The following is a 25,011-nucleotide window of genomic DNA, read 5'->3' as shown; positions in this document are numbered from 1 at the left end:
GCCGGGTGTGGTTATAATCGACCACTTTATGAGCAAGAAGCGCGTTATGCAGCTGGTTCGAGGCCTCCACAACCTGCGCCCCCAGCATCGGGGCTGTGTCGCCACTATTGGCAACTTTGACGGTGTTCACCGTGGCCACCAGGCTATCCTGGCGAGGCTGCGTGAGCGAGCGCTCGAGTTGGGCGTGCCCAGCTGCGTGGTGATTTTCGAGCCGCAGCCACGGGAGTTTTTCGCCCCGGAGACAGCGCCGGCCCGCCTGGCGCGTCTGCGCGACAAACTGCAGCTGCTGGCTGACGAAGGCGTCGACCGGGTCCTGTGCCTGGCCTTCAACCAGCGCCTGAGCAAGCTCAGCGCCAGCGAATTCGTTGATACCATTCTGGTGGACGGTCTCGGCGTGCAGCATCTTGAGGTCGGTGACGACTTCCGCTTCGGCTGTGACCGGGTAGGGGATTTCGATTTCCTGCAACAGGCCGGCGTCATGCAGGGCTTCACCGTCGAAGCGGCGCAAACCGTTGAGCTGGACGGCATTCGCGTCAGCAGCACCCAGGTGCGAAATGCCCTGGCCGCTGCCGATTTTGCCTTGGCAGAGCGCCTGCTCGGTCGGCCGTTCCAGATTACCGGGCGAGTCCTGCATGGCCAGAAACTGGCGCGCCAGTTGGGTACGCCAACCGCCAACATTCAACTCAAGCGCCGTCGCGTGCCGCTCACCGGGGTTTACCTGGTCAACGTCGACATCGACGGCAAGACCTGTCCAGGCGTCGCCAATATCGGCGTGCGCCCCACGGTCCAAGGGGATGGCAAAGCCCACCTCGAAGTACATCTTTTAGATTTTGCCGGCGATCTGTATGACCGGCGTTTGACGGTGGTTTTCCACCACAAGCTGCGTGAAGAGCAGCGTTTCGCCTCTCTGGAGGCGCTTAAGACGGCGATCAATGCGGATGTCGCCGCCGCCCGTGCCCTGTCGCACCTAGCGCCAATCGCTAATGAAGAGCCATAAATGACCGACTATAAAGCCACGCTAAACCTTCCGGACACCGCCTTCCCAATGAAGGCCGGCCTGCCACAGCGCGAACCGCAGATTCTGCAGCGCTGGGACAGTATTGGCCTGTACGGAAAGTTGCGCGAGATTGGCAAGGATCGTCCGAAGTTCGTTCTGCACGACGGTCCTCCGTACGCCAACGGCACGATTCACATCGGTCATGCGCTGAACAAGATCCTCAAGGACATGATCATCCGCTCGAAAACCCTGTCGGGTTTCGATGCGCCTTATGTTCCGGGCTGGGACTGCCACGGTCTGCCGATCGAGCACAAAGTCGAAGTGACCCACGGCAAAAACCTGGGCGCGGACAAGACCCGCGAACTGTGCCGTGCCTACGCCACCGAGCAGATCGAAGGCCAGAAATCCGAATTCATCCGTCTGGGCGTGTTGGGCGACTTCGCCAACCCGTACAAGACCATGGACTTCAAGAACGAGGCCGGTGAAATCCGCGCACTCGCCGAAATCGTCAAGGGCGGTTTTGTGTTCAAGGGCCTGAAGCCTGTGAACTGGTGCTTCGACTGCGGTTCGGCCCTGGCTGAAGCGGAAGTCGAGTACGAGAACAAAAAGTCCTCGACCATCGACGTGGCGTTCCCGATTGCCGATGAAGCCAAGCTGGCTGCCGCTTTCGGTCTGCCGTCGCTGGGCAAACCTGCTTCGATCGTGATCTGGACCACCACCCCGTGGACCATCCCGGCCAACCAGGCGCTGAACGTTCACCCGGAATTCAACTACGCCCTGGTCGACGTCGGCGACAAGTTGCTGGTGCTGGCTGAAGAGCTGGTTGAATCCTGCCTGGTCCGTTACAGCCTGGAAGGTTCGGTCATCGCGACCACCACCGGTAAAGAACTGGAACTGATCAACTTCCGTCACCCGTTCTACGACCGTCTGTCGCCGGTTTACCTGGCCGACTACGTTGAACTGGGCGCTGGCACCGGTGTGGTTCACTCCGCTCCGGCCTACGGCGTGGACGACTTCGTGACCTGCAAGAAATACGGCATGGTCAACGACGACATCCTCAACCCGGTACAAAGCAACGGCGTATACGCGACTTCGCTGGAGTTCTTTGGCGGCCAGTTCATCTGGAAAGCCAACCCGGCCATCGTCGACAAGCTGACCGAAGTCGGTGCGCTGCTGCACACCACCATCATCGAACACAGCTACATGCACTGCTGGCGTCACAAGACCCCGCTGATCTACCGCGCCACCGCGCAGTGGTTCATCGGCATGGACAAAGAGCCTGTCAGTGGCGACACCCTGCGCAAGCGCGCTCTTAAAGCCATCGAAGAGACTCAGTTCGTTCCGGCCTGGGGCCAGGCGCGCCTGCACTCGATGATCGCCAACCGTCCGGACTGGTGCATCTCCCGTCAGCGCAACTGGGGCGTGCCGATCCCGTTCTTCCTGAACAAGGAAAGCGGCGAGCTGCACCCACGTACCGCCGAGCTGATGGAAGAAGTCGCCAAGCGCGTTGAAGTCGAAGGCATCGAAGCCTGGTTCAAGATGGACGCTGCCGAGCTGCTCGGTGACGAAGCGCCGCAGTACGACAAGATCAGCGACACCCTGGACGTCTGGTTCGATTCGGGCACCACGCACTGGCACGTCCTGCGCGGTTCGCACCCGATGGGCCACGAAACCGGTCCACGCGCCGACCTGTACCTGGAAGGCTCGGACCAACACCGTGGCTGGTTCCATTCGTCGCTGCTGACCGGTTGCGCCATCGACGACCACGCGCCATACCGCGAGCTGCTGACCCACGGCTTCACCGTCGACGAGTCCGGCCGCAAGATGTCCAAGTCGCTGGGCAACGTGATCGCGCCGCAAAAAGTCAACGACACCCTGGGCGCCGACATCATGCGTCTGTGGGTCGCATCCACCGACTATTCGGGTGAAATGGCGGTTTCCGAGCAGATCCTGCAACGCAGTGCGGACGCCTACCGGCGTATCCGTAACACCGCGCGCTTCCTGCTCTCCAACCTGACCGGTTTCAACCCGGCCACCGACATCCTGCCGGCCGAAGAAATGCTCGCGCTGGACCGTTGGGCCGTGGATCGCACCTTGCTGCTGCAACGCGAACTGCAAGAGCACTACGGCGAATACCGCTTCTGGAACGTCTACTCCAAGATCCACAACTTCTGCGTGCAGGAGCTGGGCGGTTTCTACCTCGACATCATCAAGGACCGCCAGTACACCACTGGCGCCAACAGCAAGGCCCGCCGTTCGGCGCAAACCGCGCTGTACCACATCTCCGAAGCGCTGGTGCGCTGGATCGCGCCGATCCTCGCGTTCACCGCCGACGAACTGTGGGAATACCTGCCGGGCGAGCGTAACGAGTCGGTGATGCTCAACACCTGGTACGAAGGCCTGACCGAGCTGCCGGAAAACGTCGAACTGGGCCGCGCCTACTGGGAGCGGATCATGGCGGTGAAGGTCGCTGTGAACAAAGAAATGGAAATCCAGCGCGCGGCCAAAGCCGTCGGTGGCAACCTGCAGGCCGAAGTGACGCTGTTCGCCGAAGACGCCCTGAGCGCCGACCTGGCCAAGCTGAGCAACGAACTGCGCTTCGTACTGATCACCTCGACCGCCAGCGTTGCGCCGTTCGTACAGGCTCCGGCCGATGCAGTGGTCACCGAAGTCAGCGGCCTGAAGCTGAAAATCGTCAAGTCGGCCTTCGCCAAGTGCGCCCGTTGCTGGCACTGCCGTGAAGACGTCGGCGTGAACCCGGAACATCCGGAAATCTGCGGTCGTTGCGTCGATAACATCAGCGGCACTGGCGAGGTTCGTCACTATGCCTAACGCCATTGGCCGTTTCGGACGGCTGGGCTGGCTCTGGTTGAGTTTGCTGGTCCTGGTCATCGACCAGGCCAGCAAGTTCTACTTCGAAGGCAAGCTTGAGATGTACCAGCAGATCGTGGTGATCCCCGATTACTTCAGCTGGACCCTGGCCTACAACACAGGCGCGGCGTTCAGCTTCCTGGCCGACAGCTCGGGCTGGCAGCGCTGGTTGTTCGCCCTGATCGCGGTCGTGGTCAGTGCGGTGCTGGTGGTGTGGCTCAAGCGTCTGGGGCGCAACGAAACCTGGCTGGCCATCGCATTGGCGCTGGTCCTGGGTGGTGCGCTGGGCAATCTGTACGACCGCATAGCCTTGGGCCATGTGATCGATTTCATCCTGGTGCATTGGCAGAACCGCTGGTACTTCCCGGCGTTCAACTTCGCCGACAGTGCAATTACTGTGGGTGCGGTGATGCTGGCGCTGGACATGTTCAAATCAAAGAAGACGGGAGAAGCAGTTCATGACTGAACAGGTATTGGCTGAGCAACGCATCCGCCAGAACACGGAAGTCACCTTGCATTTTGCACTGCGCCTGGAGAACGGCGACACCGTCGACAGCACCTTCGACAAAGCCCCGGCGACCTTCCAGGTCGGCGACGGTAACCTGTTGCCAGGTTTCGAAGCGGCCCTGTTCGGCTTCAAGGCCGGCGACAAGCGTACACTGACGATTCAGCCGGAAAACGCTTTCGGTCAGCCGAACCCGCAAAACGTGCAGATCATCCCGCGTTCGCAGTTCAAGGACATGGACCTTTCACCGGGTTTGCTGGTGATCTTCAACGATGCGGCGAATACTGAGCTGCCTGGCGTGGTGAAAGAGTTCGATGACGAGCAAGTGACCATCGACTTCAACCATCCGTTGGCCGGCAAGACATTGACCTTTGACGTGGAAATCATCAACGTCAAATCGCTGTAAACGCTGTTCTGTAGGAGCTGGCTTGCCAGCGATGGGGCCATCAGGCTCGCTGCAACGCCAAGGGCCTCATCGCCGGCAAGCCGGCTCCTACAAAGATCTAATTTTCCTGCGCGCAAGACACGAGGCACAGCATGCAAATCAAACTCGCCAACCCCCGTGGCTTCTGCGCCGGTGTGGACCGGGCGATCGAAATCGTCAACCGCGCCCTGGAAGTCTTCGGGCCGCCGATCTATGTGCGCCACGAAGTGGTCCACAACAAATTCGTCGTCGAAGACTTGCGCGCTCGCGGCGCGATCTTCGTTGAAGAGCTGGATCAGGTACCGGACGACGTCATCGTGATCTTCAGTGCCCACGGCGTTTCCCAGGCTGTGCGTACCGAAGCCGCCGGCCGTGGCCTGAAGGTGTTCGACGCCACCTGCCCGCTGGTGACCAAAGTGCACATCGAGGTCGCGCGCTACAGCCGCGACGGCCGTGAATGCATCCTCATCGGCCACGCCGGTCACCCGGAAGTCGAAGGCACCATGGGCCAGTACGATGGCAGCAATGGCGGCGCGATTTACCTGGTCGAGGACGAGAAAGACGTCGCCGCGTTGCAGGTGAACAACCCCGAAAAACTGGCGTTCGTGACCCAGACCACCCTGTCCATGGACGATACCAGCCGCGTCATCGACGCCCTGCGTACACGCTTCCCGGCGATTGGTGGCCCGCGCAAGGACGACATCTGCTACGCCACGCAAAACCGTCAGGACGCCGTCAAGACGCTGGCCGATGAATGCGACGTGGTGCTGGTTGTCGGCAGCCCGAACAGCTCCAACTCCAATCGCCTGCGTGAGCTGGCCGAACGCATGGCCACTCCGGCCTACCTGATCGACGGCGCTGAAGACCTGCAAAAGAGCTGGTTCGACGGTGTCGAGCGCATTGGCATTACCGCTGGTGCCTCTGCACCGGAAGTACTGGTGCGTGGCGTGATCCAGCAGTTGCAGGCCTGGGGCGCTACCGGTGCCGATGAACTGGCGGGTCGCGAGGAGAACATCACGTTCTCCATGCCGAAAGAGTTACGCGTTCGTTCGCTGCTTTGATTTTTTTCCTTTCTCGCACAACGCCTGCACAGCCTTGATGCTGCGCAGGCTGACGCGACCGCTCGGGGCCAGCACCACTTGGTGCTGACTCACTGGCTCGTGTTTTGCGCATACATGCAATGTCCCCGCTTGAAAGCCTCCGTGCTGCGGTTCGCCGAGATGGCTGAATCGTACTGAAGTCCTGACATAGTGATTGCCGACAATCGGCACCCGAGTGTCGCTTCGGCGCTCGACCAGCAGCGGATTGTTGCTGTCCTCATGTCCCTTGCCATTTAAATCCAGAATCATCCGCCAGCCTTGGCCCCAATCGTCGTTTATCCCGTGTATGACGACAGCCTGGTTTCGCGTGATTGCCTCGCTTCTGGCACTGCGCATGCCACTGACAAGCGACTTCGCTGCCTCTTCCTGATGGTTCGATTCCGTGAGCGCTGCAAACGCCGGACTGACCAGATGCAGAACAATCCCGACAATCGTCAGTCCCATGAGCAGTTCAATCAGACTGAAACCCTGCTGACGCATGACATCTCCCTCCCTGGAGTGCGGTGGCCCGCGCAATCCTTGCGCAGTAATGGCAAAACAACCGACACCTGTGGGTCGATTGTTCTAGCGTGTAACAGCAGGTATAGCCGACGGCAACGGAGGGCATTGATGGATCATCGTACAAAAGGTTTCACGCTGATCGAGTTGCTGGTCGCGCTTGCGGTCTTTTTGATTCTGATCACCCTGGCAGTGCCGGCGTTTACCCGTTCGGTGCAAGGCACCAGGGCCGACACCGAGATCGGCGACCTGCAGCGCGCCTTGAATTTCGCCCGGCTTGAAGCCATCGACCGCGGCATCACCACCCGGGTGCGGCCGACGGCGGGTGGCAGCGTCTGGACCGGGGAATTGGCGGTTTATGACAGTACTGGCACTGTGGCCAATGTATTGCGGGTTGTTCCCGCGATGAGCAGCGGCGCGACTCTGACGCTAACCTCAGGCGTGACCGCCATCGATTTCAACAATCTGGGCGGTCTGTCGGCACCGTCCACGGCGGTGGTGATCAGCTACGTACTGGGGGCGCAAAGCAGGACGCTGAATGTGTGTTTGAACGGACGAATTCTATTGGGTGGAAGTTGCGGATGAGGGGATGGAGCAAGCGTGCACAGGAGGGCATGACGCTGATCGAGGTTCTCGTGGCGTTGTTGATTTTGAGCGTGGGGCTGTTGGGGGCGGCGGCGTTCCAGCTCAATGCGCTGAAGTACACCGACAGTTCGCGGATGACCAGCCAGGCGAGTTTTATCGCCTACGACATGATGGACCGCATCCGCGCCAACGCCGGCGCCGATTACACGGTCACGCCGCCGACGTCGGGCAACCTCAACGTTGCCCGGGATCAGGACCTCTACGACTTCACCACCAATATCGTCAGTATGCTCGGCGCCACCGCTACGGGCAGCGTCACCCTCAATCAGCGGGTGTACACCATCACCATTACTTGGGACGACTCGCGGGCTGCCAATGCCGCCAATTCCCGTCGCAGCTTTGTGCTGACCAGTCGCGCCGCCGTCGATCCGGTGGCGACACCATGAACCGGCTCAACAGAGGTTTCGGCCTGATCGAAATGTTGATCGCGTTGGCGTTGAGCCTGGTCGTGGTGCTCGGTGTAGCGCAGATTTTCATAGCGGCCAAGAACACTTATGTCAGCCAGAACGCGGCGGCGAACATGCAGGAAGACGCGCGTTTCGTGCTGAGCAAAATGATTCAGGAAATCCGCATGGTGGGGATGTTTGGTTGTCTGGGGGCTATTACTGATGCAAGCGCCGGGGCGAGCTTCACTGCCAGCCAGATAGCGCCGATCAGCTGGGACAATGCCAACCTCAAGCTGACCCTGGTGACCGCCGATGTCGGAGCGGGTGGCGGTACGCCGACCTGGACGGTGGTTTCGGATTGCCGTAATACCGCGACGGCTTACTCCAACGTGCAGGCTCCCGCCACAGGACAATTGGCGTTTCCGATTCGACGACTGATCTACAGCCTCAAGAACGGCCAACTGACGATGGGCAGCGGCATCGGCACGCCGACTCAGGCAGTGCTCGTCGACAACGTCAAAGCCTTTGACGTGAGCTTCGGTCTCGCAGCGTCAGCCACCGATACGGCCGCTTCCAGTTACAGCACCAACCCGTCCGACCCTGCGCGAATCCGTAGTGTGCGCCTGACGCTGACACTGAGAGATCCGAACAGCCGGGTCCGCGATCAAACTTTCAACGTGGTTGCCGCCTTGCGCAACCGCTTGCCATGAGGGGAGGGCCGATGAGTTTTTCTCCCGCTACCTCTCACGCCCAGCGCGGCATGGCGCTGCTGGTCAGCCTGGTATTCCTTCTGTTGCTGACGCTGATTGGCATTTCATCGATGCAGAACGCAACCCTGCAGGAAAAGATGGCCAGCAGCGTCACCCTGCGCAATCAGTCGTTCCAGATCGCCGAAGCCGCGTTGCGCATCGGCGAAAGTGCGGTTCAGCTCGATACCTATACATTGCCGGTTTGCAGCGGCAATCAATGTTTGCCGCCCGCCGAGTCATCGACCCTCACGGCTGCCGGTCTCAATTCCTTCTCGGGGGTCACCTGGATCGCGGCCGCCAACGGTTTCTATGGGGTACAGAACATCGGCACCACGTTGAATGCCGTGAATGTGCCGAGCAACACCTCCGCGACGCTTTATCGGGTCACGGCAGTGGCCATCGTGGGCAACAACGTGCGCAGTGTGGTGGAGAGCATCTATGCCAAATACTAATAGGTGCTCAGGGATCTGGCGGTTTCTGAGTGGTATTGCATTGGGGCTGTACCTGTCAGCGCCTGCGTACGCGTTCACGCCCTCGGACTCGCCCCTGTTGAGCGCTGCGGCGGTTGCGCCCAACGTGATGCTGCTGATCGATGATTCGGGGAGCATGAACAACATCATCTGGGCGCCGGGTTTCGATCCGACGGTCAGTCGCCCGCAAATTGCCAATTGCAGTTCGAACAACTCGTGTCTGACCGGTCAGAATCTGGACATGGACGATACCAACATCGCCTTGTCGAGCCTCAATCGCGGCGGTTGCTCCAACAATGGCAACTGGTACGGTTTTTATCGGGGCTTATTGGGACTGTCATCGATATGCCTGAAGCTGCCCGACCCGGTGGGCAACGAAAACACGCGTTATACGGCTAACTATCTGTCTTATCTGGTCACACTGGCCAACGGTTCGAACAGGGATTTCACCACCGGTACCGGTGCGATCCCCAATGATTACCGCATCAGCGTTGCGCAGGATGTATCCACCAATCTGGTCACCAGCAACCGTTCATTGAGAATAGGCCTGGCGACATTCAACCCTTCTGTCAGTGGCAACTCCGGCCCCGGCGGTTTTATCGCCCGCGCGGTCAGTGATCTGTCTCCCGTCAGTGGTAGCGTTTCCCAATCCCAGGCGGACACCAACTACAACGCGTTGATCTCTTCGATCAATGGTTTGAGTGCAATCGCCAGTACCCCGTTGGCGGAAACCTATTACGAGATCACGCGGTACATGCGCGGCATGGCGCCGTACTACAACTCGACGCCAACCACTTACACCAGCCCGATCCAGTATCGCTGCCAGAAAAACTATGGCGTGGTGATCACCGATGGCCTGCCTACGTTCGACAGGACCTTCCCGACCAACGATCCGCTCGGTGGCACCCTCTTGCCGAACTGGGACGGCAACAGCGCGAACGATGGCGACAACCTCTCCGGTGATGGCGAGGGGGACACGTTGTACCTGGACGACATCGCCAAATTCGCCTTTGACATCGATATGCGTACCACTGGTACCGACGCCGGTGGCAAAAACTGGAACGCCGCAGATTTCCCCAAACAGAACATGAACACCTACACCGTGGGTTTCACCGCCGCGAACCAGATGTTGTCGGACGCCGCCGGTTACGGGCAGGGCAAGTACTACCAGGCGACGGACAGTGCCGGCCTCAATACCGCGTTGTCATCAGCGCTGGGCGACATCACGTCGAAAGCCGGTTCCGGCGGGAGCGGCACCACCAGCAGCGCAATCGTCGGGGTCGGTTCCGCTTACTACCAGACCAGCTACGACCCCAAGGATTGGCGCGGCACCATCAAGTCTTACGGGTTCACCGCCACCGGCTCGGTCAATACCTCCACGGTGCTCTGGACGACTGACACGGCCATTGTGCCCGGCGCCACAGCGCCGACTTACCAGTCGTGGAACAACGTGAGCAACGCTCCCGTCACGCTGGCTTTCGCCAATTTCGCCCCGGCACAGCAGACGGCGCTGAATCAGGGCCTGCCCACCGGCATCACGGGCAGCGACCTTGTGGAGTGGAGCAAGGGCACCAACAAGACCGGGTTGAAAGTACGCAGCGTGTTGCTCGGCGACATCATCAACTCGCCTTTGGTGCTGGCCTCGCCAACGGAAAAAACCGCATCCGATCTGGTCAGTGACACCAGCTACAGCACCTATCTGGCCACCAAATCCAGCAACATGAACACCAGCCTTGTGGTCAATGCCAACGATGGTTTTGTCAGCGTCATCAACTCGGGTAACGGCGCCAGACGTTATGCCTACATGCCCTCCAATGTTTTGCCATCGTTGCGCTATATCGCCGATACCGCCTACATCAACGGCGTCAGCCACAAGTTTCTGGTCGACGGTCAGGTCGGCGTTTTTGATGCTCAACTCAACAGTGCCTGGAAAACCCTGGCGCTCGGCGGAACAGGCGCGGGCGGCAAGACGTTCTACGCCTTGCAGCTGTTTGACGCCTCGGCCGGCAACGTGACCAAGGCGTTGTGGGAAATCAGTGCACCTGCCACAGCAAACACGGCGAACGTTTTCAATGATCTGGGTTATGCCTACGCCCGTCCGGAAGTGGCACGCTTGGCGGATGGTCGATGGGCAGCATTCATCTCCAACGGCTACGGCAGCAATTCGGGTGTGGCGGCGTTGTACGTGGTGGATATCCGCGATGGGTCGCTGATCAAGAAAATCGTCATCGACAGCACGGAAACCACCAACGGTTTGTCGTCGGTGAAACTCAAGGTCAACTCGCAGAATGTGGTGCAGGCCGCCTATGGCGGGGATCTGAAAGGGCGTTTATGGAAGTTTGATTTGAGCGGCGCCACCACGGACATCTGGGGCGTGGCGTTTTCCGGAAAGCCGTTGTTCACGACGGCGGGCGGCGCCACCCAGCCAATCACCGCGCAGCCGTTGCTGGCGGACAATTCACTGGGCGGCAAAGTGGTGTTTTTCGGTACCGGCAAATTCAATGAAACGGTCGACAAGACCAACAAGGATCTGCAGGCGTTCTATGCGGTGTGGGATGCTGACGGCGGCTCTGGACAGATCACCACGTCCAGTTTGCAGGTCCAATCGGTGACCGGTGTGTTCTCGGGAAGCACGGGGCAATTCATCACCACCAGCCAGAACGAAGTGACTTATCCGGCAGAGAAAGGCTGGTATTTGCCGCTGGTCTACAACAGCGTATTGACCGGTGAGCGAGTGATCAGCCAGGCGGCGCTGGTGTTGGGGCGAATCGTATTTACCACGGCCATTGTGGACACCACGGACCCTTGTGCCAGTTTTGGCACCGGCAAACTGGTCGAACTGGATGCGTTCAGCGGTAAGATGCTCAACTACGCGGTGCTCGACACCACTGGCGATGGGCTAGTCGACAGCAACGATGCGATATCCAGCGGGGTGATTTTCACTAGCGGGATGCCATTCTTGAGCGCCGTTACCAACGGCGGCACCGGCAAGATCGTAACCGATACAGGTTCAACGGTGACCAAGCTGACCGAAAAGGGCGGCGGTGGCAGCCGTCGCATCATGTGGCGACAAATACAGTAAGTGAGAGTTGAGGCATGCGCAGATCCAACCGAGGTTTTACCCTGATCGAAATCATGATCGTGATTGCGATCATCGGGATCGTCATCACCATTGGCTACCCGAGCCTCACCGAATACGTGAAAAAGGGCCGCCGGGCTGAAGTGGCCGGGCTGCTCTCCGAGCAGGCGCAGGTTCTTGAACGGTTTTACTCGAAGGGTAATGTCTACACCGGTGCCACCGGCCTGAGCGCCGGCAATGACTATTACACCATCACCCCGACCCTGACCGACCAGACCTTCCTGCTGACCGCTACACGCAAGGCCGGCAGCATGGCGACTGACAAGTGTGGCGATTTCACCATCACCAACACCGGTGTCAGAAGCATGGTCAATGCGACGGCCGGACTGACCACCAAAGATTGCTGGGGTCGCTGAGTTTTTTTTCGGGCGCCTTTTGCGCCTCCTGTCTCTTTAACGGTTGGATCGGAACATGACCATGCAACAGCAAGTGGTGATAGTCGGCGGCGGTGTAATTGGCCTGCTGACAGCGTTCAATCTCGCGTCGCAAGTACAGAGCGTTGTGCTGCTGGACCGTTCGAATGTCGGTCAGGAATCGTCCTGGGCCGGTGGCGGTATCGTTTCGCCACTCTACCCATGGCGCTACAGCCCGGCAGTTACCGCGCTGGCCCATTGGTCTCAGGACTTTTATCCACAGCTGGGCGAGCGTCTGTTTGCCGCGACCGGGGTTGATCCAGAAGTGCACACCACCGGCCTGTACTGGCTGGACCTGGACGATGAAGCCGAGGCGCTGGCCTGGGCTGAGCGGGAAAACCGTCCATTGCGGGCTGTGGATATCTCGGCGGCGCACGATGCGGTGCCGGTCCTGGGTGGCGGTTTCACCCGCGCGATCTACATGGCCGACGTGGCCAATGTGCGCAATCCGCGGCTGGTGAAATCCCTCAAGGCTGCCTTGCTGGCGATGCCGAACGTGACGATTCATGAGCAGTGCGAAGTCAGCGGGTTCGTTCGCGAAGGCGAAAAAGTCGTCGGCGTGCAGACTTCGGCGGGCGCGATCCACGGTGATCAGGTGGTGTTGACGGCGGGTGCCTGGAGCGGTGATTTGCTCAAAAGCCTGGGCCTTGCGTTGCCGGTTGAACCCGTGAAAGGGCAGATGATTCTTTACAAGTGCGCGGCGGACTTCCTGCCGAGCATGGTGCTGGCCAAGGGGCGTTATGCGATTCCTCGCCGGGATGGACACATTCTGATTGGCAGCACGCTGGAACATGAAGGCTTCGACAAGACGCCGACCGGCTCTGCGCTTGAGAGCCTGAAAGCGTCTGCGGTGGAATTGATTCCAGCGCTGGCGGATGCCGAGGTGGTCGGGCATTGGGCGGGGTTGCGACCGGGCTCACCGGAGGGCATTCCCTACATCGGCCGGGTGCCGGGCTTCGAGGGGTTGTGGCTCAACTGCGGGCATTACCGTAACGGGTTGGTGCTGGCGCCGGCGTCGTGCCAGTTGTTTGCGGATGTGATGCTGGGCAGGACGCCGATCATTGATCCGGCGCCGTATGCGCCGGTCGGGCGGATCTAGACGCGAAACATTCGTCGCCTTCCAGAACGCTTTCGCGGGCAAGCCTCGCTCCTACAGGATTTGTGGCGATCACAATATTTTCGATCGACTCAAATCCTGTAGGAGCGAGGCTTGCCCGCGAAGGGGCCCTCAATCCAGCCCGAATTTCTTCAACCTGTAACGCATCGACCGAAACGACAAATTCAATCGCTGAGCCGCCGCCGTGCGGTTCCAGCGGGTTTCCTCCAGGGCCTGGAGGATGAGTTTGCGTTCGACGTTTTCCAGATAGTCTTCCAGATTGTCGATCTGCGTCAGGTCCGGCACACCGCTGTCGGCGCTGCAATTGCCTTCGGCCAGTCGCAGGTCGCTGGCTTCGATCTGCTTGTTGTCGCACAGGGTGTGGGCGCGTTCGAGCATGTTCTCCAATTCCCGCACATTGCCCGGAAAGCGATAGCTTTTCAGCGCTTCAAGCGCTTGTGGGTGGAGCTTCGGGACGGGTTGGCCGCTGGCTGCCGCCAGACGCTTGAGCACATGACCGGCCAATGACTCGATGTCGTCGCGGCGCTCGCGCAAAGGCGGAACCCGCAGTTCGATCACATTCAGCCGGTAATACAAATCCTGACGAAAGCGTTCAGCGGCGACTTCGGCGTCGAGGTCTTTGTGGGTGGCGCAGAGGATCCGCACATCGACCACGGTTTCCTGTTGGCCGCCAACGCTGCGAACGGCTTTTTCCTGAATCGCCCGCAGCAGTTTGACCTGCATCGACAGCGGCAAGTCGGCCACTTCGTCGAGGAACAGCGTGCCACCCTGAGCGGCCTGGAACAGCCCGGGCTTGTCTTCGATGGCGCCGCTGAAACTGCCTTTGCGATGGCCGAAAAACTCGCTTTCCATCAGTTCCGACGGTATCGCGCCGCAATTGACCGGGACAAACGGCTGGTTGGCGCGCGGTCCTTGTTCGTGGATCAGTCGGGCGACCAGTTCCTTGCCGCTGCCGGACTCGCCGCTGATGTAGACCGGCGCCTGACTGCGGGCCAGTTTGTCGATTTGTTTACGCAGGTTACGCATGGGCAGCGAATCGCCCAGCAATCGTCGGTCGATGGCTGCGCCCGGTGCCGGCATGCGCAGGGCGCTGGTGACCAGTTCACGCAATCGCGTGAGGTCCACCGGTTTGGTCAGGAAGTCGAAGGCGCCGGCCTTGAGGGCGTTGATCGCCGTTTCGAGGCTGCCGTAGGCGGTAATCATGGCCACCGGCAGGTTTGGGGCGCGTTGCTGGATATGTTGCACCAGTTCAAGACCGGTGCCGTCCGGCAGGCGCATGTCGGTCAGGCACAGGTCGAAGGTCTCACGCTTCAACAGCGCCAGGGCTTCGCCGAGGTTACGGGCGCTGAAGGTGTCGAGTTTCATCCGTCCCAGGGTGATTTCCAGGAGTTCGCGGATATCCGGCTCGTCGTCGACGATCAGGACTTTTTGCCGTGGGCACATGTTCAACTTTGTTTCCGTCCGTGAGCAAAGGTGATGCGAAAGCAGCCGCCATCATGGCGTGGCTTGAAGTCTAGGCGGGCCTGGTTGCTTTCGCACAGCTCACGGGACAGATACAGCCCCAGGCCTGTGCCTTGGGCGCTGGTGGTATAGAACGGTTCGAACAAATGCACCTGCTGGTCCGGTGCCACGCCGGGGCCATCGTCCCGAACCTCGATGATCGGCAACTGGCTGTCGGGGTCGACAAACAAATCGAGCCAGACCTGCGCCTGATCGTGGACCTGAGCGCTATGACGCCAGGCGTTGCGCAACAAATTGTCGAGAATCTGGGTGAGCTGGTTCGGGTCCATCAGGGTTTTGAAGTCGCCTGAACCGATGCGCAGGTGAATCTGCTGGCGATCGAGCGCACTTTCGCGACTGTCGGCCACGAACTGCTCCAGCCACAGCTTCAGATCGAGTCGTTGCGGTACGGTTTGCTGGCGGCGGGACAGTTGCAGGACGTTTTCGATAACCCGATTCATTCGCTGAGAGTGGTCTTGAATAATCTGGGTCAGACGTCGATCCGCGCCGTTCAGTTCCTCCGATTCCTGCAATAGCTGAGCGGCATGACTAATGGCGCCCAAAGGATTGCGAATTTCGTGGGCGATACCGGCCGTCAGGCGGCCCAAAGCGGCGAGCTTCAGTTGTTGGGCCTGTTGGGCGATTTGTGCGAGATCCTCAAGGAAGACCAGGGTTTGGTGGTGTGGGCTTTGGGCCAGGGCAATGAAGCTCGGTTGCAGTTCCAGGCCGCTGTTGGCGATTTTCAGGCTCTGGGGGCGCAGCGTCGGATTGTTCCGCCACAGCTGCAGGCGTTCGACCAGGATGGGCGAGCAGTCGTCGATCCGTTGGCCTTCAAGATGGTCTCGGCCCAGTAAGATCAGCGCGCTGTGGTTGGCCAATTGCACCCGCAGTTGGCCGTCGAGCACCAGGATGCCGGTGCGCATGCGTTGCAGGATCAATGCATTGAGGGCTTCGAGGCCCACCACTTCGCTGGCCCGTTGTTCGGCGAGGGTTTCGCTGACTTCCAGGCGCTGGATCAAGCCTTGCACCAGCAACGCCGCGGCAAAGCACAACACACCGAGGGTGCCGGCTTGCAGGTAATCGTTGGGGCTGGCGGGATGGCTGAAACTCAGGAGAAAGCTCAGCCCGACGATGCCGAGCGCGCCCACGGCGGCGATCAGCAGGCCGATGCGGCTTCGCAACAAGGTGTTGCTGATGGCCACCGAGACGATCAGCAAGTTGCCGATGGCGCTGGCGACACCGCCGGCGGCGTAGAACAAGCCACACAGCAGCAGGACATCAATCAGCGCCAGGCCGAACAATTGCGCCGGGCGGCGAGTGTTCTCGAAGAAGACCACCAGCAAGATGTTCAGCACCAGGTACAGCCAGCTGCCACTGCGCAACAGGCTGTCATTGGCGAACGTCAGCAACTGGTTGTCCAGGTTGCTGGAGATCAGCAGCACCAAGGTGATGCCGACGCTTAGGCGGTAGAGGTGATAAAGGCGCAGCAGTCGCTGAGCCTGTTTGCTGCCGGGACTGGACGTCTCAGCGATCACTGGAGCCCGGGCCTTGCTCGAGGTGAGCCTGGCTGCAATACCACTGTTGTTGAAGGCTCAGCGCGCGGTCGCGGGGCAGGTGTACGCCGCAATGGGCGCAGCGGACCATGGGCGCGGCTTCCAGTTCGGCAGGGGACTTGGGCGCAGCTACTTGGCGCTTGTGCTTAAGCCAAAACCATATCGCCGCAACAATCAGGGCGATCCAGAACAATTTACCAAACATGGTGAGCAGCTGCTTTTTGACTAATGATCAGGCAGTTTAGCCAAGGACATGACAGGCGCACAGCGTAATAAAAACTGCGCAATAAAAAAGGGAGACTCAAGAGTCTCCCTTTTTGCACCACCGGTCGTATCAGTCGAACACGCCGAAGGTCATGTAGCTGAACCACGAGCGGTCGCTGTTGTTGCCTTCCGCTTCGTGATTTTCTTCTTCGATCACGTCGCCATTTTCATCTTTAGGCTTGAGATCGTTCGGAATCGCTTCCTTGGCGTCCCGGAATTGTCTCTGCACGTCCTGGTTGGCGCGGGTTTCGCCCGGCGGCAGCGGTGGACGGGATTCGATCAGGCCCAGAGTCGCCTTGCTCAACCACGAACGGTTGTCGGCTTCGTCGACCGATGGCACGAACTGACCGTCTACCAGCGTTGGGTGGTTCGGGTAGTTGAGCTTCAGGGTTTCGAGGCTGGTGGCTGCCAGGTCGTCCAGGTGCAGACGCTGGTAGGCTTCAGTCATCACCGCCAGGCCGTCGCCGACCGATGGGGTTTCCTGGAAGTTTTCCACCACGTAACGACCACGGTTCGCGGCAGCGACGTAGGCCTGACGGGTCAGGTAGTAGTCGGCGACGTGAATTTCGTAGGCCGCCAGCAGGTTGCGCAGGTAAATCATGCGCTGCTTGGCGTCCGGCGAGTAGCGGCTGTTCGGGAAGCGGCTGGTCAGTTGGGCGAACTCGTTGTAGGAGTCGCGGGCAGCACCCGGGTCACGCTTGGTCATGTCCAGCGGCAGGAAACGCGACAGCAGGCCGACGTCCTGGTCGAAAGAGGTCAGGCCCTTGAGGTAATAGGCGTAGTCCACGTTCGGATGCTGAGGGTGCAAACGAATGAAGCGCTCGGCGGCAGACTTCGCAGCCTCAGGCTCGGTGTTCTTGTAGTTGGCGTAGATGAGCTCGAGTTGAGCCTGATCGGCGTAGCGACCGAACGGATAACGCGACTCCAGCGCCTTCAGCTTGGCTGTGGCGGCGGTGTAGCTATTGTTGTCCAGATCTTGCTGAGCCTGCTGGTACAGCTCGACTTCGCTAAGGTTTTCGTCTACGACTTCCTTCGATGAGCAAGCAGCGGTCAATGCGAGGATGGCGATCAGCAGCAGGTGTTTCACTTGCATGGCGGCTTGCGTCCCTATGACGGCCGCTGTCTTGGGCGAGGCCGTCCTGTTATGATGAGCGCCCCGTTGAATAGCCTCGGGGCAAAAGACGCCGTATTTAACCACAAGCGCGCAGCCGAAACCAAAGGCTGTGCCGACGCCTAGTCTGAGCATGTCCGATAAAATTGAACTTCGCGCAGAGGTGCCGTCCGAATTGGGCGGCCAACGCCTCGATCAAGTCGCCGCACAATTATTCGCTGAGCACTCGCGCTCGCGCCTTTCCGCCTGGATCAAAGACGGCCGCCTGACTGTGGATGGGGCGGTTATCCGCCCGCGAGACATCGTTCACGGTGGCGCCATTCTTGAACTGACTGCCGAGCAGGAAGCTCAGGGCGAATGGATCGCTCAAGACATCGAGCTGGACATCGTCTATGAAGACGACGACATCCTGGTGATCAACAAGCCTGCGGGCCTGGTGGTGCACCCGGCTGCCGGTCACGCTGATGGCACCTTGCTCAACGCCTTGCTGCACCACGTGCCGGACATCATCAATGTGCCCCGCGCCGGTATCGTGCATCGTCTGGACAAGGACACCACCGGTCTGATGGTGGTGGCCAAGACCATTCAAGCGCAGACGCAGCTGGTGACACAGTTGCAGAGCCGCAGCGTCAGCCGGATCTACGAGTGCATCGTGATCGGCGTAGTGACGGCGGGCGGCAAGATCAACGCGCCGATCGGTCGTCACGGCCAGCAACGCCAGCGCATGGCCGTGATGGAAGGTGGCAAGCAAGCCGTCAGCCATTACCGTGTGCTTGAGCGTTTCCGCTCCCACACTCACGTGCGGGTGAAGCTGGAAACCGGTCGTACGCACCAGATTCGCGTGCACATGGCGCACATCAACTACCCGTTGGTCGGAGATCCTGCCTACGGCGGTCGTTTCCGTATCCCGCCAGCCGCCAGCCAGACCATGGTCGATTCCTTGAAGACGTTCCCGCGTCAGGCGCTGCATGCGCGGTTCCTGGAGCTGGATCACCCGACTACCGGTAAACGCATGAGCTGGGAATCGCCACTGCCGGACGATTTCGTCTGGTTGCTGACGCTGCTCAAGCAAGACCGCGAGGCGTTCATCGGATGAGTGACTGGCTGATTCCCGACTGGCCTGTGCCTGCCGGGGTGAAAGCCTGCGTCACCACCCGTGCGGGCGGCGTCAGTCTGGCGCCGTTCGACAGCCTCAACCTCGGCGATCACGTCGACGACAGCCCCGAAGCTGTTGCCGAAAACCGCCGTCGCCTCACCGATCATTTCTCCATGCAGCCGGCCTGGTTGAAGCAGGTTCACGGCATCGCCGTGGCTCATGCGGACCCAGGCCTTGTGGCCACCGCCGACGCCAGCTGGACGGCAACGCCCGGCATTGCCTGCGCGGCGATGACGGCTGATTGCCTGCCCGCGTTGTTTTGCGACCGTGCCGGCACTCGCGTCGCTGCGGCCCACGCCGGTTGGCGCGGGTTGGCGGCGGGTGTGCTCGAAGCGACGCTCGATGCGCTGGCCGTGCCCTCGGAAGACGTGCTGGTCTGGCTCGGTCCGGCCATTGGCCCGCAAGCCTTTGAAGTCGGCCCGGAAGTGCGGGCTACCTTCGTCGAGCAATTGCCCGAATCCGCGAAAGCCTTCGTGCCCAGCCAAAACGCTGGCAAATTCATGGCTGACATCTATGAGCTGGCGCGTTTGCGTCTGGCTGCTCGTGGTGTCACTGCTGTTTATGGTGGCGGTTTCTGCACCGTGACCGATCCCCGCTTCTTTTCTTACCGCCGCAGCCCTCGCACCGGTCGGTTTGCCTCCCTTATCTGGCTCGAACGCTAAACTCCTCTGACCTGCGTCAACTGTACGACGCTTGAAACTCCCAGAATCGACCACATCTATAGCGGTATCTGGCAGGTTTCTTCATTCAGGATGTTTTATAGGTCCGGCCTGCTCAAAAGGAAGGTGACCCATGCGTATAGATCGTTTAACCAGCAAATTGCAGTTAGCTCTATCCGACGCCCAATCGCTGGCCGTCGGCCTCGACCATCCCGGTATTGAACCGGCGCATTTGATGCAAGCCATGCTTGAACAGCAGGGTGGTTCGATCAAACCCCTGTTGATGCAGGTCGGTTTTGACGTCAACAGCCTGCGTAAAGAGCTGACCAAAGAGCTCGACCAGCTGCCAAAAATCCAGAACCCGACTGGCGACGTCAACATGTCGCAGGACTTGGCGCGTCTGCTCAACCAGGCGGATCGCCTGGCCCAGCAGAAGGGTGATCAGTTCATTTCCAGTGAGCTGGTGCTGCTCGCCGCCATGGACGAGAACAGCAAACTCGGCAAATTGTTGCTCGGTCAGGGCGTCAGCAAAAAAGCCCTGGAAAACGCGATCAACAACCTGCGTGGTGGCGAAGCGGTCAACGACGCCAACCACGAAGAGTCGCGTCAGGCGCTGGATAAATACACCGTCGACCTGACCAAGCGCGCCGAAGACGGCAAGCTCGATCCGGTAATCGGTCGTGACGACGAAATTCGCCGGACCATTCAGGTGCTGCAACGCCGCACCAAGAACAACCCGGTGCTGATCGGTGAGCCTGGCGTGGGTAAAACCGCCATCGCCGAAGGCCTGGCCCAGCGCATCATCAACGGCGAAGTGCCGGATGGCCTGAAAGGCAAACGCCTGCTGTCCCTGGACATGGGCGCGCTGATTGCCGGTGCCAAGTACCGTGGCGAGTTCGAAGAACGCCTGAAATCCCTGCTCAACGAGCTGTCGAAGCAGGAAGGGCAGATCATTCTGTTCATCGACGAACTGCACACCATGGTCGGCGCCGGTAAGGGCGAAGGCTCGATGGATGCGGGCAACATGCTCAAACCTGCGTTGGCCCGTGGCGAGTTGCACTGCGTCGGCGCGACCACGCTCAACGAGTACCGCCAATATATAGAGAAGGACGCGGCCCTTGAGCGGCGCTTCCAGAAAGTGTTGGTGGATGAACCGAGCGAAGAAGACACCATCGCCATTCTGCGTGGCCTGAAAGAGCGTTATGAAGTTCACCACAAAGTGGCGATCACCGACGGCGCGATCATCGCCGCGGCCAAGCTCAGTCATCGCTACATTACCGATCGTCAGTTGCCGGACAAGGCCATCGACCTGATCGACGAAGCCGCCAGCCGCATCCGCATGGAGATCGACTCCAAGCCGGAAGTGCTGGACCGTCTGGAGCGTCGTCTGATTCAGCTGAAGGTGGAATCCCAGGCGCTGAAGAAAGAGAGCGACGAAGCGGCGATCAAGCGTCTGGAGAAACTCCAGGAAGAAATCGTTCGTCATGAACGGGAGTATTCGGACCTCGAAGAAATCTGGAACTCGGAAAAAGCCGAAGTCCAGGGTTCTGCGCAGATCCAGCAGAAAATCGAACAGTCCCGTCAGGAACTGGAAGCGGCACGCCGTAAAGGCGACCTGAACCGCATGGCCGAGCTGCAATACGGGGTGATCCCGGACCTGGAGCGCAGCCTGCAAATGGTCGACCAGCATGGCAAAAGCGAAAACCAGTTGCTGCGCAGCAAGGTGACCGAGGAAGAAATCGCCGAAGTCGTCTCGAAGTGGACCGGCATTCCGGTGTCGAAAATGCTCGAAGGCGAGCGCGACAAGCTGATGAAGATGGAAGGCCTGTTGCACCAACGTGTGATCGGTCAGGACGAAGCGGTGATCGCGGTTTCCAACGCGGTGCGCCGTTCGCGGGCCGGTTTGTCCGACCCGAATCGTCCGAGCGGTTCGTTCATGTTCCTCGGCCCGACCGGTGTCGGTAAAACCGAGTTGTGCAAGGCGTTGGCCGAGTTCCTCTTTGATACCGAGGAGGCGATGGTGCGGATCGACATGTCCGAGTTCATGGAGAAACATTCCGTGGCCCGGTTGATCGGTGCGCCACCAGGCTACGTAGGGTATGAAGAGGGCGGTTACCTGACCGAGGCGGTGCGTCGCAAGCCTTATTCGGTGATCCTGCTGGATGAGGTCGAGAAGGCCCACCCGGACGTGTTCAACATCTTGCTGCAAGTGCTGGAAGATGGCCGCCTGACCGACAGCCATGGCCGCACGGTGGATTTCAAGAACACCGTGATCGTCATGACCTCCAACCTGGGCTCGGTACAGATCCAGGAACTGGTCGGTGATCGTGAGGCTCAGCGCGCAGCGGTGATGGATGCGATTTCCACGCACTTCCGGCCGGAGTTCATCAACCGGGTCGACGAAGTGGTGATCTTCGAGCCATTGGCGCGGGATCAGATCGCGGGCATTACCGAGATCCAGTTGGGTCGTCTGCGCAGTCGCCTGACTGAGCGCGAACTGAAACTGGAACTCAGCCCTGAGGCCATGGACAAGCTGATCGCGGTTGGCTACGACCCGGTGTACGGCGCACGGCCACTCAAACGTGCGATTCAGCGCTGGATCGAAAACCCGCTGGCGCAGCTGATTTTGTCGGGGCGTTTCATGCCCGGCGATACCGCCAAGGGTGTGGTGGAAAACGACGAAATCGTCTTCGCCTGATCCGCGTTAGCAACAAAACTGAAGAGGCCTCGCATTGCGAGGCCTTTTTTTCGTCAGGTTGTTGAACTCAAAGGAAAAGGCTTGTAAAGTGCGCCCCGCAGTAAGTCACCCGGAAGGGTTTCTGCTCCCCAAGCAGGAATCTGAAATAAGTTGCAAATCATTAACTTGAATGCAATTTAGGGGGTTGACAGAGGTGCTTAAGATTGTAGAATAGCGCGCCTCAGACACACGAACGCAGCGATGCGAACGGGTCGAAGAGAACGCAGTAAAGCTTCACCGTTGTAAATTGAAATATGTAGTTCCGTGATAGCTCAGTCGGTAGAGCAAATGACTGTTAATCATTGGGTCCCAGGTTCGAGTCCTGGTCACGGAGCCAATTTCAAACCGGGGTATAGCGCAGTCCGGTAGCGCGCCTGCTTTGGGAGCAGGATGTCAGGAGTTCGAATCCCCTTACCCCGACCATTTTTGGGTCGTTAGCTCAGTTGGTAGAGCAGTTGGCTTTTAACCAATTGGTCGTAGGTTCGAATCCCACACGACCCACCATTTTTGAAACCAGTTAACGCTGGAATCGAATCTTAAGATCAGACGCCAAAAGCTCTGTTCGCAGAAGGCGCCTTTTAAAGGTGCCTTTTTTTTACCGGGGTATAGCGCAGTCCGGTAGCGCGCCTGCTTTGGGAGCAGGATGTCAGGAGTTCGAATCCCCTTACCCCGACCATATTAAAAATCCTCGTATCGAAAGATACGGGGATTTTTTTTTGCCTTTGAAAAAGCCGAATCCTTTCAAGTCATCGTACAACTAGCCGATAACGAGCTGTCGGGGCGCACTCGCGACCTCCCATTCAGGCCAACAACAAGAAAGGCGCTCGTTATGTTTCTTCGTCAGCTGAATATTGCCCCTCGTGCTGCGCTGGGTTTTGCCTTGATTGCCGTGCTGGTGGCGTTGCTCGGAATATTTGCCCTGGGGCAAATGTCGAGCATTCGCGAGAGCGAGGTGGCGGTGGAGAAGCAATGGCTGCCGAGCATCCGTGGTGGTGATGAGATCCGCGAGCTGATGCTGCGCATCCGTACCATTTCCTTGCGCATGGCACTGGATCAAGACCCAAAGAACATTCCCACCTACCGCGGCCAGATGGACACTCGCGACAAGGAACTGAGCGAGAAGATTGCGGCTTACGACAAGTTGGTCGACACCGCTGAAGGTCAGGCCTTGTACGACCAGTTCAAAACCACCTTCGCCGCCTATCGCACCGGCATTGCCCAGTCGTTCACCCTGGCCGAGCAAGGTCGCCGTGACGAGCTGACCAAACTGCTGTTGATCGACATGAAAACCGTGGTCGATGGTTCCGGCAAACAGCTCAATGACCTGGCGGAACTGTTCGCCAAACAGGTCGCCGTTGAAAGCCAGAAATCCGCAGCGCACTACGAAACCTCGCGATCCATCGTCAGCCTGTTCATCGCGCTCGCGGCGTTGGCGACTGTCGGCCTGGCAATGTTGCTGACTCGCAGTATCGTCCGTCCGCTGAACGAAGCCCTGAGTGCGGCGGAAAGCGTGGCGCAGGGCGATTTGACCCGACCTATCGCGACCCATGGCAACGACGAAGTGAGCCGTTTGCTCAAGGCGCTGGCGACCATGCAGCAGAACCTGCGGGAAACCCTGCAAGCCATCAGTGGCTCGGCGACGCAACTGGCCACGGCGGCGGATGAGCTGAACGCCGTCACCCTCGACAGCACTCAGGGCCTGCAACAACAGAACAACGAGATTGAGCAAGCCGCCACGGCGGTCAACGAAATGACCTCCGCCGTCGAAGAAGTTGCGCGCAACGCAGTGTCGACCTCCGATGCCACTCGCCAGTCCAGCGAGTCGGCGCATCTGGGGCAGGAGCGGGTCAGCGAAACCGCGAGTGCCATCAGCGCCCTGGCCAATGATGTGCAGCACACCGGCGAGTTGGTGCAGTCACTGGCCAATCAGTCCCAGGACATCGGCAAGGTGCTGGATGTGATTCGGGCCATTGCCGAGCAAACCAATCTGTTGGCGCTCAACGCTGCAATTGAAGCGGCGCGTGCGGGTGAAAGCGGGCGTGGTTTTGCGGTGGTGGCCGATGAGGTGCGTGCACTGGCGCATCGCACGCAGCAATCGACTCAGGAAATCGAACAAATGGTCCAGGGCATGCGCAGCGGTTCAAGCCTGGCGCTGGACTCGATGAATGCCAGCGCTTCCCGTGCTGCCGAAACTCTGGTGATGGCGAAGCGGGCGGGTGACGCATTGCAGACGATCACTGCATCGGTTCACGAAATCCACGAGCGCAACCTGGTGATTGCCAGTGCAGCGGAAGAGCAGGCTCAAGTGGCCCGGGAGGTGGATCGCAATCTGGTGAACATTCGTGATCTGTCGGTGCGTTCCGCTACCGGCGCGGATCAGACCAGTGCCTCCAGCCACGAGCTGTCGAAACTGGCCAATGCGTTGCAGGGGATGGTGCAGCGTTTTCGGGTGTAAAACCGCCAGACGAAAAAAGCCGCACCTCTCGGTGGAGAAGCGCGGCCGGGTGCCTTGCTCGGATGTGGCCATTTAACGGGCGAGGTGTATCGCTGCTGTGTCGCGCAAGGGGGAGTTTGTAAGCGAAGGGGGAAAATCGCGGGGGGAGGTACAGTAAGACACGGATCTCCAAATCAGTGGAGATCAAATGTGGGAGCGAGCCTGCTCGCGAAGCGGTGTGTCAGCCAACTCATGTGGTGACTGACACTCCGCTATCGCGAGC

At 59.6% G+C, this 25,011-nt stretch carries 21 protein-coding genes and 4 tRNA genes; 20 read left to right on the top strand and 5 right to left on the bottom strand.

Annotation, left to right across the window (positions count from 1 at the left end):
• The first annotated feature begins 46 nt into the window (after positions 1 to 46).
• The 5 genes from ribF to ispH all read left to right on the top strand — a co-directional run bounded on the left by ribF (position 47) and on the right by ispH (position 5,858).
• Complete coding sequence (gene ribF / locus KGA82_RS18740) at positions 47 to 997, top strand: bifunctional riboflavin kinase/FAD synthetase (protein ID WP_008028822.1); 951 nt, start codon at positions 47 to 49, stop codon at positions 995 to 997.
• Entirely contained in the window at positions 998 to 3,829 is a 2,832-nt protein-coding gene (gene ileS / locus KGA82_RS18735) for an isoleucine--tRNA ligase (protein WP_008028820.1), read from the top strand.
• Positions 3,822 to 4,334: a signal peptidase II gene (gene lspA, locus KGA82_RS18730; RefSeq protein WP_008028819.1), complete on the top strand. Its 513-nt coding sequence runs from the start codon at positions 3,822 to 3,824 to the stop codon at positions 4,332 to 4,334. Before ileS ends, lspA begins: the two co-directional genes overlap by 8 nt.
• A gap of 7 nt (positions 4,335 to 4,341) precedes the next feature.
• On the top strand, positions 4,342 to 4,779 hold the full coding sequence (gene fkpB, locus KGA82_RS18725) for an FKBP-type peptidyl-prolyl cis-trans isomerase (RefSeq protein ID WP_177318165.1): 438 nt from the start codon (positions 4,342 to 4,344) through the stop codon (positions 4,777 to 4,779).
• Positions 4,780 to 4,910: 131 nt separating this feature from the next.
• On the top strand, positions 4,911 to 5,858 hold the full coding sequence (gene ispH, locus KGA82_RS18720; protein WP_008028815.1) for a 4-hydroxy-3-methylbut-2-enyl diphosphate reductase: 948 nt from the start codon (positions 4,911 to 4,913) through the stop codon (positions 5,856 to 5,858).
• On the opposite strand, the gene KGA82_RS18715 is transcribed toward ispH, so the two are convergent.
• Entirely contained in the window at positions 5,835 to 6,377 is a 543-nt protein-coding gene (locus KGA82_RS18715) for a GspH/FimT family pseudopilin (protein ID WP_223451767.1), read from the bottom strand. The genes ispH and KGA82_RS18715 overlap by 24 nt on opposite strands.
• Before the next feature lie 129 nt (positions 6,378 to 6,506).
• Here KGA82_RS18715 and KGA82_RS18710 point away from each other — a divergent pair, with 129 nt between their 5' ends.
• The 7 genes from KGA82_RS18710 to thiO are packed head-to-tail and all read left to right on the top strand — an operon-like array spanning position 6,507 to position 13,296.
• Positions 6,507 to 6,980 (top strand): GspH/FimT family pseudopilin, encoded by a 474-nt coding sequence (locus tag KGA82_RS18710; RefSeq protein ID WP_008028811.1) that lies wholly within the window; start codon positions 6,507 to 6,509, stop codon positions 6,978 to 6,980.
• Positions 6,977 to 7,426, top strand: a complete 450-nt coding sequence (gene pilV, locus KGA82_RS18705; protein WP_008037891.1) for a type IV pilus modification protein PilV — start codon at positions 6,977 to 6,979, stop codon at positions 7,424 to 7,426. Before KGA82_RS18710 ends, pilV begins: the two co-directional genes overlap by 4 nt.
• The gene (locus tag KGA82_RS18700; protein WP_223451766.1) at positions 7,423 to 8,136 is read left to right on the top strand and encodes a PilW family protein; all 714 of its coding nucleotides are present in this window, start codon (positions 7,423 to 7,425) and stop codon (positions 8,134 to 8,136) included. The genes pilV and KGA82_RS18700 overlap by 4 nt, the downstream gene beginning before the upstream one ends.
• 11 nt (positions 8,137 to 8,147) lie before the next feature.
• Positions 8,148 to 8,627, top strand: coding sequence for a PilX N-terminal domain-containing pilus assembly protein (locus tag KGA82_RS18695; RefSeq protein WP_223451761.1), 480 nt, complete (start codon positions 8,148 to 8,150; stop codon positions 8,625 to 8,627).
• A complete protein-coding gene (locus KGA82_RS18690; protein ID WP_223451759.1) occupies positions 8,614 to 11,727 on the top strand; it encodes a pilus assembly protein in 3,114 nt (1,037 codons plus the stop codon). The genes KGA82_RS18695 and KGA82_RS18690 overlap by 14 nt, the downstream gene beginning before the upstream one ends.
• A gap of 14 nt (positions 11,728 to 11,741) precedes the next feature.
• Positions 11,742 to 12,140, top strand: a complete 399-nt coding sequence (locus KGA82_RS18685; RefSeq protein ID WP_008028801.1) for a type IV pilin protein — start codon at positions 11,742 to 11,744, stop codon at positions 12,138 to 12,140.
• A gap of 55 nt (positions 12,141 to 12,195) precedes the next feature.
• Complete coding sequence (gene thiO / locus KGA82_RS18680) at positions 12,196 to 13,296, top strand: glycine oxidase ThiO (RefSeq protein ID WP_223451757.1); 1,101 nt, start codon at positions 12,196 to 12,198, stop codon at positions 13,294 to 13,296.
• 129 nt (positions 13,297 to 13,425) lie between these two features.
• Here the strand turns inward: thiO and KGA82_RS18675 are convergent, their stop codons facing one another.
• The 4 genes from KGA82_RS18675 to KGA82_RS18660 all read right to left on the bottom strand — a co-directional run bounded on the left by KGA82_RS18675 (position 13,426) and on the right by KGA82_RS18660 (position 17,724).
• Positions 13,426 to 14,757, bottom strand: a complete 1,332-nt coding sequence (locus tag KGA82_RS18675; RefSeq protein WP_223451755.1) for a sigma-54-dependent transcriptional regulator — start codon at positions 14,755 to 14,757, stop codon at positions 13,426 to 13,428.
• Positions 14,758 to 14,759: 2 nt separating this feature from the next.
• Positions 14,760 to 16,349 carry a sensor histidine kinase gene (locus KGA82_RS18670; protein ID WP_223451753.1) on the bottom strand — a complete coding sequence of 530 codons (1,590 nt, stop codon included), beginning with the start codon at positions 16,347 to 16,349 and terminating at the stop codon, positions 14,760 to 14,762.
• Positions 16,339 to 16,572, bottom strand: a complete 234-nt coding sequence (locus KGA82_RS18665; RefSeq protein WP_223451752.1) for a PP0621 family protein — start codon at positions 16,570 to 16,572, stop codon at positions 16,339 to 16,341. The genes KGA82_RS18670 and KGA82_RS18665 overlap by 11 nt, the downstream gene beginning before the upstream one ends.
• Positions 16,573 to 16,701: 129 nt before the next feature.
• Positions 16,702 to 17,724 carry an outer membrane protein assembly factor BamD gene (locus KGA82_RS18660; protein WP_008028792.1) on the bottom strand — a complete coding sequence of 341 codons (1,023 nt, stop codon included), beginning with the start codon at positions 17,722 to 17,724 and terminating at the stop codon, positions 16,702 to 16,704.
• 151 nt (positions 17,725 to 17,875) lie between these two features.
• Between KGA82_RS18660 and rluD the strand changes: the two genes are divergently transcribed.
• The 8 genes from rluD to KGA82_RS18620 all read left to right on the top strand — a co-directional run bounded on the left by rluD (position 17,876) and on the right by KGA82_RS18620 (position 24,749).
• Positions 17,876 to 18,838: a 23S rRNA pseudouridine(1911/1915/1917) synthase RluD gene (rluD, locus tag KGA82_RS18655; protein WP_008028788.1), complete on the top strand. Its 963-nt coding sequence runs from the start codon at positions 17,876 to 17,878 to the stop codon at positions 18,836 to 18,838.
• The gene (gene pgeF, locus KGA82_RS18650; protein ID WP_223451750.1) at positions 18,835 to 19,560 is read left to right on the top strand and encodes a peptidoglycan editing factor PgeF; all 726 of its coding nucleotides are present in this window, start codon (positions 18,835 to 18,837) and stop codon (positions 19,558 to 19,560) included. The genes rluD and pgeF overlap by 4 nt, the downstream gene beginning before the upstream one ends.
• 130 nt (positions 19,561 to 19,690) lie before the next feature.
• Positions 19,691 to 22,255: an ATP-dependent chaperone ClpB gene (gene clpB / locus KGA82_RS18645; RefSeq protein WP_008037881.1), complete on the top strand. Its 2,565-nt coding sequence runs from the start codon at positions 19,691 to 19,693 to the stop codon at positions 22,253 to 22,255.
• A 300-nt stretch (positions 22,256 to 22,555) separates the two neighbouring features.
• A tRNA-Asn gene (locus tag KGA82_RS18640) sits at positions 22,556 to 22,631 on the top strand.
• A 9-nt stretch (positions 22,632 to 22,640) separates the two neighbouring features.
• Positions 22,641 to 22,717 (top strand) — tRNA-Pro (locus tag KGA82_RS18635).
• A 5-nt stretch (positions 22,718 to 22,722) separates the two neighbouring features.
• A tRNA-Lys gene (locus KGA82_RS18630) sits at positions 22,723 to 22,798 on the top strand.
• A gap of 95 nt (positions 22,799 to 22,893) precedes the next feature.
• A tRNA-Pro gene (locus tag KGA82_RS18625) sits at positions 22,894 to 22,970 on the top strand.
• Positions 22,971 to 23,123: 153 nt separating this feature from the next.
• Positions 23,124 to 24,749: a methyl-accepting chemotaxis protein gene (locus KGA82_RS18620; protein ID WP_223451745.1), complete on the top strand. Its 1,626-nt coding sequence runs from the start codon at positions 23,124 to 23,126 to the stop codon at positions 24,747 to 24,749.
• The last annotated feature ends 262 nt before the right edge of the window (positions 24,750 to 25,011 follow it).

The organism is Pseudomonas sp. BF-RE-22, from assembly GCF_019956155.1.
In the GTDB taxonomy this organism is placed as follows: Bacteria; Pseudomonadota; Gammaproteobacteria; order Pseudomonadales; family Pseudomonadaceae; genus Aquipseudomonas; species Aquipseudomonas migulae.
This window is presented reverse-complemented; position numbering and strand designations above follow the sequence as displayed.

Bases quoted from the DNA above. Each gene is read 5' to 3' on its own strand.
- ribF (WP_008028822.1), top strand. From the start codon at position 47: ATGCAGCTGGTTCGAGGCCTCCACAACCTGCGCCCCCAGCATCGGGGC.
- clpB (WP_008037881.1), top strand. From the start codon at position 19,691: ATGCGTATAGATCGTTTAACCAGCAAATTGCAGTTAGCTCTATCCGAC.
- KGA82_RS18665 (WP_223451752.1), bottom strand. From the start codon at position 16,572: ATGTTTGGTAAATTGTTCTGGATCGCCCTGATTGTTGCGGCGATATGG.
- pgeF (WP_223451750.1), top strand. From the start codon at position 18,835: ATGAGTGACTGGCTGATTCCCGACTGGCCTGTGCCTGCCGGGGTGAAA.
- thiO (WP_223451757.1), top strand. From the start codon at position 12,196: ATGACCATGCAACAGCAAGTGGTGATAGTCGGCGGCGGTGTAATTGGC.
- KGA82_RS18710 (WP_008028811.1), top strand. From the start codon at position 6,507: ATGGATCATCGTACAAAAGGTTTCACGCTGATCGAGTTGCTGGTCGCG.
- lspA (WP_008028819.1), top strand. From the start codon at position 3,822: ATGCCTAACGCCATTGGCCGTTTCGGACGGCTGGGCTGGCTCTGGTTG.
- KGA82_RS18660 (WP_008028792.1), bottom strand. From the start codon at position 17,724: ATGCAAGTGAAACACCTGCTGCTGATCGCCATCCTCGCATTGACCGCT.
- ileS (WP_008028820.1), top strand. From the start codon at position 998: ATGACCGACTATAAAGCCACGCTAAACCTTCCGGACACCGCCTTCCCA.
- KGA82_RS18690 (WP_223451759.1), top strand. From the start codon at position 8,614: ATGCCAAATACTAATAGGTGCTCAGGGATCTGGCGGTTTCTGAGTGGT.
- KGA82_RS18695 (WP_223451761.1), top strand. From the start codon at position 8,148: ATGAGTTTTTCTCCCGCTACCTCTCACGCCCAGCGCGGCATGGCGCTG.
- KGA82_RS18700 (WP_223451766.1), top strand. From the start codon at position 7,423: ATGAACCGGCTCAACAGAGGTTTCGGCCTGATCGAAATGTTGATCGCG.
- KGA82_RS18675 (WP_223451755.1), bottom strand. From the start codon at position 14,757: ATGTGCCCACGGCAAAAAGTCCTGATCGTCGACGACGAGCCGGATATC.
- rluD (WP_008028788.1), top strand. From the start codon at position 17,876: ATGTCCGATAAAATTGAACTTCGCGCAGAGGTGCCGTCCGAATTGGGC.
- KGA82_RS18685 (WP_008028801.1), top strand. From the start codon at position 11,742: ATGCGCAGATCCAACCGAGGTTTTACCCTGATCGAAATCATGATCGTG.
- ispH (WP_008028815.1), top strand. From the start codon at position 4,911: ATGCAAATCAAACTCGCCAACCCCCGTGGCTTCTGCGCCGGTGTGGAC.
- pilV (WP_008037891.1), top strand. From the start codon at position 6,977: ATGAGGGGATGGAGCAAGCGTGCACAGGAGGGCATGACGCTGATCGAG.
- KGA82_RS18715 (WP_223451767.1), bottom strand. From the start codon at position 6,377: ATGCGTCAGCAGGGTTTCAGTCTGATTGAACTGCTCATGGGACTGACG.
- KGA82_RS18620 (WP_223451745.1), top strand. From the start codon at position 23,124: ATGTTTCTTCGTCAGCTGAATATTGCCCCTCGTGCTGCGCTGGGTTTT.